This window comes from Companilactobacillus sp. HBUAS59699, from assembly GCF_036913575.1.
Taxonomy (GTDB): domain Bacteria; phylum Bacillota; class Bacilli; order Lactobacillales; family Lactobacillaceae; genus Companilactobacillus.
This window is the reverse complement of sequence record NZ_JAYKTV010000006.1, coordinates 73,994-87,136: the sequence shown is the minus strand read 5'-3', so window position 1 is coordinate 87,136 and position 13,143 is coordinate 73,994. Positions and strand designations below refer to the sequence as shown.

General features: G+C 38.5%; 10 protein-coding genes, 1 tRNA gene and 1 pseudogene. 3 read left to right on the top strand and 9 right to left on the bottom strand.

The window, feature by feature from the left end:
- Positions 1 to 82 precede the first annotated feature (82 nt).
- Together arcC and argF are read right to left on the bottom strand one after the other, a co-directional pair.
- On the bottom strand, positions 83 to 1,012 hold the full coding sequence (gene arcC / locus U8519_RS11200; protein WP_334330397.1) for a carbamate kinase: 930 nt from the start codon (positions 1,010 to 1,012) through the stop codon (positions 83 to 85).
- An 11-nt stretch (positions 1,013 to 1,023) separates the two neighbouring features.
- On the bottom strand, positions 1,024 to 2,022 hold the full coding sequence (gene argF / locus U8519_RS11195) for an ornithine carbamoyltransferase (RefSeq protein ID WP_334330396.1): 999 nt from the start codon (positions 2,020 to 2,022) through the stop codon (positions 1,024 to 1,026).
- 111 nt (positions 2,023 to 2,133) lie between these two features.
- Between argF and U8519_RS11190 the strand changes: the two genes are divergently transcribed.
- Positions 2,134 to 3,432, top strand: coding sequence for a sensor histidine kinase (locus tag U8519_RS11190; protein ID WP_334330395.1), 1,299 nt, complete (start codon positions 2,134 to 2,136; stop codon positions 3,430 to 3,432).
- Positions 3,429 to 4,262: a DNA-binding domain-containing protein gene (locus U8519_RS11185; RefSeq protein ID WP_334330394.1), complete on the top strand. Its 834-nt coding sequence runs from the start codon at positions 3,429 to 3,431 to the stop codon at positions 4,260 to 4,262. Before U8519_RS11190 ends, U8519_RS11185 begins: the two co-directional genes overlap by 4 nt.
- 40 nt (positions 4,263 to 4,302) lie before the next feature.
- On the opposite strand, the gene U8519_RS11180 is transcribed toward U8519_RS11185, so the two are convergent.
- A tRNA-Asn gene (locus tag U8519_RS11180) sits at positions 4,303 to 4,375 on the bottom strand.
- A gap of 276 nt (positions 4,376 to 4,651) precedes the next feature.
- Here U8519_RS11180 and U8519_RS11175 point away from each other — a divergent pair.
- Positions 4,652 to 6,346, top strand: coding sequence for a phosphoenolpyruvate carboxykinase (locus U8519_RS11175; protein WP_334330393.1), 1,695 nt, complete (start codon positions 4,652 to 4,654; stop codon positions 6,344 to 6,346).
- 98 nt (positions 6,347 to 6,444) lie between these two features.
- Here the strand turns inward: U8519_RS11175 and U8519_RS11170 are convergent, their stop codons facing one another.
- The 6 genes and pseudogenes from U8519_RS11170 to U8519_RS11140 form a co-directional block, all read right to left on the bottom strand.
- Positions 6,445 to 6,663, bottom strand: coding sequence for a P8 family protein (locus U8519_RS11170; RefSeq protein ID WP_334330421.1), 219 nt, complete (start codon positions 6,661 to 6,663; stop codon positions 6,445 to 6,447).
- A gap of 594 nt (positions 6,664 to 7,257) precedes the next feature.
- A pseudogene (locus tag U8519_RS11160) lies at positions 7,258 to 8,826 on the bottom strand (EndoS/ChiA family endoglycosidase); the annotation flags it as partial.
- Between the two features lie 241 nt (positions 8,827 to 9,067).
- Complete coding sequence (locus U8519_RS11155) at positions 9,068 to 9,556, bottom strand: prolyl-tRNA synthetase associated domain-containing protein (RefSeq protein WP_334330392.1); 489 nt, start codon at positions 9,554 to 9,556, stop codon at positions 9,068 to 9,070.
- A 91-nt stretch (positions 9,557 to 9,647) separates the two neighbouring features.
- The gene (locus U8519_RS11150; RefSeq protein WP_334330391.1) at positions 9,648 to 11,021 is read right to left on the bottom strand and encodes a glycoside hydrolase family 1 protein; all 1,374 of its coding nucleotides are present in this window, start codon (positions 11,019 to 11,021) and stop codon (positions 9,648 to 9,650) included.
- A 17-nt stretch (positions 11,022 to 11,038) separates the two neighbouring features.
- Positions 11,039 to 11,893: a helix-turn-helix domain-containing protein gene (locus U8519_RS11145; RefSeq protein WP_334330390.1), complete on the bottom strand. Its 855-nt coding sequence runs from the start codon at positions 11,891 to 11,893 to the stop codon at positions 11,039 to 11,041.
- A 16-nt stretch (positions 11,894 to 11,909) separates the two neighbouring features.
- A complete protein-coding gene (locus tag U8519_RS11140; protein WP_334330389.1) occupies positions 11,910 to 13,022 on the bottom strand; it encodes an ABC transporter ATP-binding protein in 1,113 nt (370 codons plus the stop codon).
- Positions 13,023 to 13,143: the final 121 nt, after the last annotated feature.

Here is a 13,143-nt window from a genome sequence, read left to right as displayed (position 1 = left end):
AATTTCATCTCCTGTAAAATGTTTCCGCTTACTTAATTTTCAAAAAAAGAGAGAGGTAACCAAACGTCACCTCTCACAATAATTACTTCTTAATGATTGTGCCGACTTTTCCAGCAAGTGCGTCATCTAAATGATCCAGTGATGTAATCAATGCACTGCGGTTTTTATTTCCTTCGACAAATTGCAAACAAGCTTGAATTTTTGGCAACATACTACCAGCAGCAAATTGACCTTCGTCGATGTATTTGTTAGCTTCGTCGCTAGTGATTTCTGTAAGCTTCTTTTCATTATCCTTGCCAAAGTTAATGTAGACATAATCGACGGCTGTTAGAATAATTAGTGTATCTGCGTTGATTTTGTCAGCTAGTAAGGCACTTGAGCGATCCTTATCAATTACAGCGGGAACTCCTTGAAGTCCTTCACTATTCTTAATAACGGGAACACCACCGCCACCACCAGCGATGACTAGGTTATCATTTTCGATTAGATCGTTGATACTCTTCAATTCGACAATTTCCTTTGGGAGTGGTGATGCTACAACACGACGATATCCGCGTCCAGCGTCCTCAACGAATGTGTAACCCTTCTCATCTTCAAATTTCTTCGCAGTAGCTTGGTCGTAGAAGGCACCAACTGGTTTAGTTGGATTTTGGAAAGCTGGATCATCTGCGTTGACCTCAACTTGAGTGACAACTGAGACGACGTCCTTTGCGATTTTTCTTCTGTGAAGCTCGTTTTGAAGACTTTGTTGTAAATGATAGCCAATGTAACCTTGGCTCATTGCACCACATTCAGGAAATGGAAATGCTGCAGTTTGTCCATGTTCAGCAGCGTAATTCATTCCCAAATTGATTTGTCCAACTTGTGGGCCATTACCATGACTTATAACAACTTTATTACCAGCGGCAACTAGTCCAATAAGTGAATTAGCGGTATTCTTAACTAGTTTTAATTGCTCCTCAGGAGATTTACCTAGGGCGTTTCCACCGAGAGCTACGACCATTTTAGACATTCTATTCTCTCCTATTCACCTAATGTAGCAACCATAACGGCCTTGATTGTGTGCATTCTGTTTTCAGCTTCTTGGAAGACAACTGATTGATCACTTTCGAAGACTTCGTCAGAAACTTCCATTTCTTTCAAACCATACTTCTCATAGATTTCATGACCGATCTTTGTCTCAGTATTGTGGAATGAAGGTAGGCAGTGCTCGAAGATTGCGTTAGGGTTCTTTGTCTTTGCCATAACATCTTTTGTTACACGGTATGGTTGTAATAGATCGATACGCTTCTTCCAGATGTCATCTGGTTCTCCCATTGATACCCAAACATCAGTATAGATAACGTCTGAACCAAGAACACCCTTGTCGATGTCATCTGTAACCATAATCTTAGCACCAGTCTTCTTAGCAATAGCTTCACACTTGTCTAACAAGTCTTGTGCTGGGTCCAATTCTTTAGGACATACCAAGTGGAATGTCATTCCCATGATTGAAGCACCGATCATCAAAGCGTTAGCAACGTTGTTACGGCCATCACCCATGTATGTGAAATTCATTTCGTTATAAGGTTTCTTTAAGCATTCCTTAGCTGTTAGGAAGTCAGCCAATACTTGTGTTGGGTGATCTTCGTCAGTTAAACCGTTCCAAACTGGAACACCTGAATACTTAGCTAGTGTTTCTACTGTACGTTGTGAGAATCCACGATATTCGATTCCATCAAACATTCCACCAAGAACACGGGCTGTATCCTTAGCTGTTTCCTTCTTACCCATTTGTGTACCTGTAGGGCCAAGGTATGTAACTTGAGCACCTTCATCATGAGCAGCAACTTCAAAGGCACAACGAGTTCTTGTTGAAGATTTTTCAAAAATCAAAGCGATATTCTTCTTAGCAAGTTTTTGTTGTTCTGTACCTGTGTACTTAGCTTTCTTCAAATCAGCAGAAAGATCTAGTAGGTATCCCATTTCCTTTGGTGTAAAGTCTAATAGTGTCAAAAAACTACGATTACGTAAATTGAACATTTTGTGAATTCCTCCTTCAATAATTAACAAGTCTTATTCTAGTAAGCGTATTCACAAAACTTCATAGAACTTCAAATTTATTTATAAATTATTTTTTGGAGGTGTTTACACTTGTTTAAAAGCAACAATTTTATAATGCAAGGAAGATGGCGTCGAACCCTGATAGCGGCGACTTCTATTGCCCTAGCTTCACAAGTCAATTTTCAAATCTACGCACCTGGATTCATTTTGACGCTGGCTGCCTTACTTTTACCGATATTTTTATATTTCAATGATGATCTGAATCCGATCAAGCTTTCATTTTGTATTGCGATGGCTTCACCGATCTTCAGAGGTCTGCTCCTATTCATCAGTCATGACGGCAGTATTGAAAAAATAATCCAGTTCGTCGTGACCGATATGGTCTTCTATATTACTTACGGAATTATTTATTACTTCCTATATTGGCGTCGAGGGGTTCGCAACAATAGTTCTTTCTTTTTGACTATTTTAATTTGTGATTATGTTGCCAACTTCTGTGAGATCAGTTTACTGACTAACTTTTCAGATTATACTTATCGCTTGTTCCAAATTCTCTTCATCACAGCATTAATCCGTACCATTGTCAGTTGTCTTTTAGCGTTTCTTTATCACTACTTCACCTTGATGGTCCGCCAGGAAAAACACGAACAGCGTTATTATCAATTCATTTGGATCGCGGCTTCTGTCAAAAGTGAAGTTTACTTCATGAAAAAAAATATTTCTGAGATCGAAAACGTTATGAAGAATGCTTATTTGCTGAATCAAGATCTGCGAACTGAAAAGGCCGACCAAAAACAACAGGACATGGCTCTCGATATTGCACGTGATGTGCATGAGATCAAAAAAGATTATCAAAATGTCATCCGCGGCTTAGGAGACTACTTCGGTTCTGACAATAACATGCCGATGATGTTGAGCGATATTCTCAAAGTTAGCACCAATTATATTCGTGAATCGATCAAGCAAAAAAGTCCTAACGTTGTCATCGAAGTTAAAAACAACCTCGATCTAGTTATTCCCAACCATTACTATCTAGTTTCGATCATTTCTAATTTGATCTTCAATGCCGTTGATGCTCTGGACAACAAACCCAACGGCTTAGTGCGACTGACGGTTGAAGATAAAAACAATCAAGTAATTTTAAACGTCTCTGACAATGGAATTGGTATGGATGAAGAAACTAAAGATATGATCTTTCAACCCGGTTTCACTACCAAGTTCAATGAATCTGGTGATGTCTACCGGGGAATTGGGCTATCGCACGTCGCTCTACTAGTCAAGGAACAGTTTGACGGAACGATCAAAGTCGATTCAAAATTAAACAAAGGAACTAATTTTCAAGTTACACTTAATAAGAACAAATTACTTCAGGAGGAAATCACTGAATGAATTTTTATATTGTAGATGATGATAAGTCAGTCACGATGATCCTGCATCGCATCATTGATAAAGATATGAACAACAATGTGGTCGGTATTTCGACTGACGCTGAAAAAGCTTTATCTGAAATCATGTTGCTAGATGTCGATATTGTCTTAGTCGACTTATTGATGCCGCACATCAGCGGTATCGATCTAATCAAAAAACTCAGGCAATCAAAGAGCCGTCTCAAGTTCATCATGATCTCACAAGTCCGCGATAATGACTTGCGCGAACAGGCTTATGAGGCTGGTATTGAATTCTTTATCGACAAACCGATCAATATGATCGAGGTCAAAACCGTCGTCGAAAAAGTTACCCAGAACATTCAAATGGAACGGAAATTGTCCAGCATTCAATCATTAATTGGTGGCAACACCCCTGCTACACCGGTCGATGACGGTCACCAACAAAAAGAAAAAGTTAGATCGATCTTGACTTATCTAGGTATCTCCTCCGAAAAAGGTGCCTCAGATATTATGTCACTGGCACAAATTATGACTACTAAAAAATTAACTTTTAGTGAAGTAAATCTAGCTGATGAATATCACATCAACGAACAAGAGCGAAAAGTCTTACTGCAACGCATCCGCCGTTCAGTCAAAACTGGCTTAACTAATCTAGCTAATATTTCCTTCGATAATCTGGGCGACGAAATCGTGGTTGAATATTCCAACATGCTCTATGAATACCGCAACGTCAGAAATGAAATGCTATTTCTAGAAGGCAAACGAGCAACTGGCGGTAAAGTCTCGCTACAAAAATTCTTTGATGGTCTAGTGGAAGAAAGTAAAAATTAACGTAAAAAAAGCGGGCCCACTCACTGTGGACTCGCTTTTACTGACCAGGCTGGGTTCGAACCAGCGACCTCATGATTAACAGTCACGCGTTCTACCAACTGAACTACTGATCAATCAATTTATAATTAAGAATATAACATCATTAAAATTATATTGCAACTTTTTTAATTTAAAAATCAATTTATTGATATTTTGTCTAGTTGAGCTGATTTATTGGAAATACTGGCTGCAAAGGTTTATTTTTAAAAAAGTTTTTTCTACCTAAAAAAGCTAATATAGCAACCTTTTATTAGAACATTTTAATTTTTATTTAATTTGTTATATATGTTTCCGCAAATTTGTTTTAGAATATTATTTAAGCTCACAATTTGAAAGGAGAACTTATATATATGGTTAAAGCATCCAATGCTATAGAATCACGGGCTTTTTATATGAACCCTGACCGTGCAGTGGCAGTTATCAACTACAACGAGGAGTATATTCGAGATATATTCCAACTGATCAATAGTAACGGCTTTTATAACTTAGTTAAGTTATACCTAGATGAAAGCCAAAAATCGTTGACCAATCGCTACGAGGGAGTCGATCCCAAAGATTACGTTAATACCTTGAAAGCAATTTTAATTGATAATAAAGATGTTTATGGCAAATATGACAGTCAACAGATCTTAAAGAGTATCGAAGATCTATATTCATATTACCGTTCATACTTTAGAGTCTCTCTAATCAATAAGCACAGCAGTGCGATTGTCAAAAACGACTTCATGAATATCGACAATCACTTCAACGAGGTGGTTCTCCACTTATATCGTGCAATCGAAGAAAAGATCCAAGGCTTCACTAACAGAACCTATCGTCAAGTTAATGCTGGTACTAACGCTTGCGTATTAACTCAATCTATTGATTGGCCAACTCCTGCTGGTTACGAAAATCTGAAGAGCATCCGTTTCTTAGACACTTTGATGTTACGTCCACCAATGATGATGCATACCAAATCTAATAAACGTGAAGGTGTCTTCAGTGCTGTAAAGACTAACCCGATCGCCAAATTCAATGGTAAGCAAGAAGACTGGTTCTGCTTCCCAGCCCACATCGGCGAAAGTTTAGCTTACATCTACTTCCACCGTGACTATTTCGTCAGCGGTGTTGCCCTAGCCAACTTGTTTGATGTTGCTGACGAAGCTAGCATCAAAGGACAAAAGCCTGACGAAATTTTGTTATTCGGTTTAGATGAAACTGAAGGCGATGTTTGTCATTACTATCACGATGAAGCTAATGATATTTGGGTCGGAGAAGTTCCTTATAACGATAAGACAACTTACTTTGGCTACATGAAAAAAATGTGTTTAACACTTCATAATCTTCATATGATCTATAACGACAGCTTACCTATCCATGGATCAATGGTCAGAATCAGCTTTTCTAATGGCAAAACCAAGTCTGTTGTCTTCTTCGGTGACTCTGGTGCAGGTAAATCAGAATCGATCGAAGCTCTGCAAGAAGTCGCTGATGACAAAATCATCGATATCGAAACTATCTTCGATGACATGGGGAGTTTTTCATTTGACGCTGACGGCAATGTTTACGCTCAAGGAACTGAGACTGGTGCCTTCGTCAGATTAGACGACTTAAGCAGTTCTGTTGCCTTTAACAATATGGATCGTGGTATCTACTTAAATCCTGAATTAAAAAATGCTCGTGTTATTCTGCCAGCTAATACTTACAAACGTGTCGTTGAACACCACCACATCGATATGTGGGTCTACGCCAATAATTACGACGCAGAAATTGGTTTGCATCAATTCCCAGATGAAGAACTAGCTAAGAAGACCTTCGTTGACGGCAAGAGAAAAGCTCTAGGAACAACTGATGAAGTCGGAATGAGCACTACCTTCTTCGCTAATCCTTTCGGACCCGTTCAAGAAGAAGAGAAGACTCGTCCTATCATCGACCGAGTTTTCAAGAAGTTGTTTGAAGACAAGGTTTATGTTGGCGAGATCTATACACACCTAGGCTATGACAAATCTAAGGATAGTCTGAATGAATCAGCCAAAGAACTATTGAATCAATTGATGAATTTTTAATCTCAATAAAAATGGACAGACCTGGATTGGTCTGTCCATTTTTGATACAAAAAAAACAGACCTCACCGGTCTGTTAACAATTATCAAGGGTCGTATGATTAAGCCTTCAATACTTCTTCAACCTTACCCTTCAATTCGTCATTACTCATATCATTGTAAGGTTTGACTTCTGCTTCAGTTTTATCAGTGTTATGATTTGATGCTTCCATGAAATGATCCCAAAGGGCATCACGAACTGGTAGATCTGAGTCGCTCCAGTCATAAACTTCACTCATTTTTTCATCTAACAAACTTCTTTTTTCAACTACTGCAGCCATACTTAAAGCTTCCTTTCTAATTGATACAACTTTCATTGTACGTCTTCTATTATAGTCGTTTATTTGCAGATGTTTAGTGAAAACAACTTTTAATTTACAAGTCCATAAAGTTAAAAATAATATTTCAGAAGTTGTTTTGCTTTTTGTTTGACAAGCTGATCAATACTCTCACTTCATTTTGTATCATCAACAGTATTTTTTGTCGTCTCAAAAAGTATTTACAATTTGTCATCATTGGCACAAAAAATGACGCCTTATGATCGACGTCATTTTTTTGATTATTTTTAAAACTATCCAGGGAGTATAATTTTAAATCAATCAGTTAAAGGAAACCCCATTACTACTCATTACCCATTCATTCGTAGCTACTTTGTAGAACAAACTTCCATTAGCACTACTTGCCTTGGCGGAAACGATCCAATCAGTTCCACCGGCTAATGCACGGTTACCAATGAGTGATCCATCTTGCTTGTACAATGAATAACTAGTTTGTGATTTATCAACACTCAACTTACCGCTGATCTTTTCAACGTTAGTTAAATTACCGACTGAGTTACCCTTCCGAACAGTGACATCCGCTTCACTCACGTACTCATTTGTGGCCACACGGTAATAAACCTTGCCATTCTTATTGTTAGTTAATTTTCGGTCATATGCCCAAGCTGTCTTTGGTTGCAAACCACGGTTAGATACTTTTTTACCATTGATATCGTATAATTCAACGAAGGATTTATTTAAATTATCAGCTGACTTCGTGTCAACGATGCCGTTAACTTTTACTTCGGAATATCCCAGCAAACCATTATTAGCAACTGCTAATTTAGCTGTCCAAGCGTCAACTTGTTCTTGTGTATACGTCTTACCAGCGAAGTTCTCAGCAACTTCAGTTCTGACTTTCTTCAATTCGTTGATCTTTGTACTGTCGTAATCCTTAGAATGTTCAATATACTTGTCCGCATCGTTCAATTGCGCAGTTAAATCAGAAACGTTGATCGACAATAGTCCTTTTTCTAGGATCGGATCATAAGTGGAACTGATACCTTGTCCGTAATCCTTGCCCAAGATAACCTTGTTAACATCATAAATCGTCTTAGCATTCATGATCTTTGCTGTCAGATCTTCTTTTGTATCAACTGTGTACTTAGCTCGATTCCAGAAGTGACTAGCGTATTCCTTGGCATTGGCGACACTCTCACCACCACTTTGCATGATCGCCGTCTTAGTCCAAATAAGATTTGATGGTTTGATGTGTGACCAGTCAGCATCATCGTATGTTCTACCGTCACGGTCTAGAGCATAGATGAACATTCCACCTAAATTGTTATTATTAGCATAATTGGCTACTTTATAAAAATTACTGTTCAAATAAGGTTCGGTGGCATCATACCAACGGTTGACTGGATCTTGTTCTTCTGGGAAAGTCAATCCCGGAACAAATTTATTCGCTGATAAAACACCAGAATAGTCGTTCACAGCTCTTTCAGTTCTTTTGTCATCACTACCATATTGTTGGTAAGCTAAGAAATCAAACGCATAACTTACGTTTTCAAATGGTGCCAAGTTTGAAGCATTCGTATCATACAATAACGGCCTGTTAGTACCTGATTTAGGTCCTAAATATTTCGACAGAGCTTTGATCACACCGTCGGAGATCTTAATTTGTTCTGCGGTTGGTTTAGTTTCCATATCAATATCCAAACCATCGATACCGATCGCATCAACATATTTAGCAATCATTTCTTTCGCATAAGCATCAAACTCTTCATCGGTTGGGAATTCCCCGGCATAAGTTATCTTCAATAATTCACCGTAATCAATTCCCCGAACCAATCTAGCGCCACGAGCATGTAATTCTGGAGCATATTTTGTTTTCAAAGCGTCATAAAACGGCTGTGCCTGTGCTTCTTGACCCTTAGGAACGTAACTGAAGACATTGACAATATCGATACCATATGGAATATCACTCATCGTGATCCAGTTTTGATCAGGTAGACTCGTATTAACTCCTTGCATCGTCTTGTCACGCCAAGCACGGTAATAAACCATAAAATGCCTGTTGTTATTAGTGCTACTTACAGCAGCTTGGGTAGTAGTTCCAAATGACCCCAGCATCAGTAGCAATCCCATTACAAAAATCAAACTACGGAAAAACGTTTTTTTCATTGTATTTTTCTTCATCCTCATATGATTACCCTTATCATTTTTTGCAATTATTTAATTTAAGATGTTGTAGAAGAGTTAATGTGATCTCCCTCCTTTTTGGACTATTCTCTTCTTCATCTCACAAAATAATGGTAAGCGATTTCACAAAAATTGATAGTGAACTTTTTTTAGCTTTGATAACAAATTACAGCAAAAAAAAATCGTCAAAATTAATTGACGACCAGCAGTATTCATAACGGCGTTATAGTTCGATGATTTGATAATCAAAACCCACGGATTTAATGAACTTGAACATATCCTCTGTTTTAATAAAAAGCGTTTTGGTATTGTCATTGGGATGGAAGGTCATCCACTCTTCGGGAACAATCTTTTTCTCAATAAATACTTCAACGTCTTTTTCTTTATTATTTAGTAATCCAAAAATCGAGACCATCCCTGCACTAAGATCCATCTTCTCTTTCAGACTCTCTTCAGATGCCATCTTGATCCGCTTATTATCAACGATCTCTCCAAATTTCTTCATATCTAGACGTTGATCATCATCCATAATGACTAGGTAGAAGTTGCGCTTCTTCTTATTAGTTAAGAACATTGACTTTGTTCGTACGCCTTCCATACCCTTGATGTATTCATCAGCCTGCTCAGTTGTATAGGCCGCTGGGTGTTCAACCACTTTATACTTGATATCTAAATTATCTAAATAACTGGTAACTTGCTCATATGGAGTCATAATAAATTCCTTTCTACAAACGATTTCATAATTATTTATATTGTATACCAAAAAACAAGACATTCGCCTAAATCGACGAATGTCTTATTTTTTAAAAACCATTATTATTAGAAAGTTGTTTGAACCACAAGCCGCTCTTCTTCATCGTCCGCTGGTAACCATTATCTAGATCGACGCTATACAATCCATAACGATTGCGATAACCGTTCAACCACGACCAACAATCAACGTAAGTCCAAACGTGATAACCAAAGCAATTACTACCAGCTTCGATCCCCTTATGGAGATACTCCAAGTGTTCCTTCATAAAATCAATTCGATACTGATCATTGATGACCCCGTTGTCATCCTTGAATCTTTCTTCATCGGCGACTCCCATACCATTTTCACTCACAAACCAAGGGATATTATGATATTGATCTCGCATCATGATAGCCACATCATATAGGGCTTTAGGATAAATTTCCCAACCTCGATACGGGTTGATCTTCTTATCAGGCCAATCATAACTCTCGTACAGATCACTAGGCATCTGAGCAGGATGATGTACCTTAGATGGCGCCTTTACTCGTCTAGGCTGATAATAATTCAGGCCAATGAAATCGACGGTATTTTCAGCAATTATTTTTTTATCGTCCACCTGTGTGTCCGGCAACAACTGATTATAGCTTAACAACTCAATCAGTTTTTCAGGAATGGTGCCTAGTACCGCTGGATCTAAGAAACTATAAGTATTCAATAAGTCAGCAGCCTCTTTGGCCTTGATATCTTCAACACTCTCACTGCGGCTATAAGCTGGTAGGACATTCAAAATGATGCCGATCCTACCCTCGATACCGCTACGGCGAAATTCCCGCACGGCATACTCATGCGCAATCAAGGTATGATATCCAACCTGCACTGCTTTCTTAAAATCAACGATGGCTGGATAATGAAACTGATACAAGTAGCCACATTCGATATGAACCAGGGGTTCATTGAAGGTTGCCCAAGTCTTGACTAGATCACCAAATTGTTCAAAAGCCGTCTTAGCATAAAAAGCAAAATCAGCGACGGATTCACGATTCTCCCAACCACCTTTTTCCATTAGCCACCAAGGCATATCAAAGTGAAATAAATTGATTATCGGTTCGATCTGATTGTCTAGCATCGCTTGAAAATAATCACGGTAAAACTTCACTGCTTCTTGATTCAAAGTCTTGCCATCCGGCAACAATCGCGCCCATGAGATTGAAGTTCGATAGGAATTCAGTCCTACCTTAGGCATATTACGTACATCTTCTTGATACATTTCATAGACATTGGACGTATTCTGTGGACCTTGACCATTATTGAATTTTTCTGGATTGAGCTTGAACCACTCATCCCAAGTTGTGGGAGCTTTACCATTAGTTAAGCTGTGGCCTTCTGTCTGTGGTGCAGACGCTGCCGCACCCCACAAAAAGCCCTCGGGGAATTTAATCATTCTTGACCTCTTTCTCGCTAACAGAGTAATAAATGACAGAGCACTAGATCGTCCATCGATTTTAAGTTTAAACCCGTTTCACGATTGAATTTTTCAATTCGATACAGCAATGTATTCCGATGTACGTACAAGTCCTTGGACGTCTTAGCTATGTTATTTTGATTCAAATACAACGAACGAATCATCGAAATATATTCCGAATTAGATGTAATGGTATTCTTCAAGACAACGAATAACTTTTCACTCGCAAGACTCTGATTGAACATGAATGAGATAACATCCGTGGATAAATTGCTGACAGCTGTTCCGTCATTTTGATTGAAGATCTGTTTTTCCAGTTCAAATATTTTGGGAAGCTCCTCATTCAACATCCAAGTTTGTCCGATATAAACCTGTGACTTGGTACCAAAATCTTCATCAATCAATTGCACCATCGTCGTTAGTTCATTGTTCTCTAAAACTACTTTGGAATCATTTAAGATCAACAAACCGTAATCTGAATTGACCCAGAAGGAATCGATTATTTTGTTAAAGAACGATGCAAAAGCTCTGATCCACTGATAGGCAAATTCTCTTGATTCTAAATGATCGACTCGAAATTGGATAATTTTGATTTTAACTATTTTTTTAGAAACAATTGGTAGTTCTGTCTCTTTTTGGCTCAAAAACTGCCACCACGCATTAGTGGTTTCCGTTTCTTCACGTTCACTCAGTAATTCTAATAATTGTCGCTGCTTGCTATCGAGTTCTTCTTTTACTATTGAGACCCACTGATCATTGATCCGATAATTGACAATTGCTTTGTCTTTCCAATCCGGAATGGGAACAATCTTCGCACTGGGATAGAGCTTCAATAATTGGTCAATTACCATAATGGCCTCCTTAAGGTTAACGAATAGCTAGTGTAGTTTCGATATCAAAGAAATGAGCCTTATTGATATCAAATGACAATTTAACTTTTTCTCCAGGTTTATGATAATCACGCGCATCAACGATTGCAACAAATTCAGTTCCGTCAACTTTTGAATACAACATTGAAGTAGCACCTAGGAGTTCAGAAACAACAACTTCTGCTTCTACGACTGAATTAGGCCAAGTCTCACTGAAGGCTTCTTCAGCATGAATATCTTCCGGACGAATTCCCAAGGTCATCTTCTTGCCGTTATAACCCTGCTTATTAAGCACCTTAGCTCGTCCTTCTGGAACTGCGATCTTTAAACCTTCAGTGTCAGTGATCACGCCGTCTTTGTAAGTTACATCGATAAAGTTCATCGATGGTGATCCGATGAATCCAGCCACGAATTTATTTCTAGGCGTTACATAGACCTCTTGTGGCGTACCGATCTGTTGCACTTCACCCATCGACATAACAACGATTCTGTCCGCCATCGTCATCGCTTCGGTCTGATCATGTGTAACGTAGATCGTCGTCGTATGGAGACGTTGGTGTAGTCTAGCGATTTCCGCACGCATACTGACACGTAACTTGGCATCCAAGTTAGACAATGGTTCGTCCATCAAGAAGATCGGTGCATCACGGACAATAGCTCTACCTAAAGCTACACGTTGTCTTTGACCACCTGACAAAGCAGCTGGCTTACGATCCAAATATTCAGTCAATCCCAAAATATCTGCTGCATATTTAACGCGTTGCTCGATATCGTCTTTCTCATACTTACGAAGTTTCAATCCGAAGGCCATATTCTTAAAAACGGTCATGTGTGGATACAGGGCGTAATTTTGGAAAACCATCGCGATGTTACGATCCTTAGGAACGACATCATTCATCAATTCACCGTCGATCTTTAATTCACCCTCAGTGATCGTCTCCAAACCGGCAATCATTCGTAAGGTCGTTGATTTACCGCAACCAGATGGTCCAACAAAAACGATGAATTCCTTATTCTTAATGTGAAGATCAAAATCTGAAACAGCATAAGAATTCTCTTCTTCTGCATTAGCGTATTTTTTATAAATGTGATTTAAGTCGACTTCTACCATGTTTAATATCCTCGATTATCAATATTCTTTACGATAATAAGAATATGATAGAAACGTTTTCACAAAAACGGTAAAGTAGCTAAAATTTGGTATATTTTCTAGTTACTTTGTTCAAAGTTTT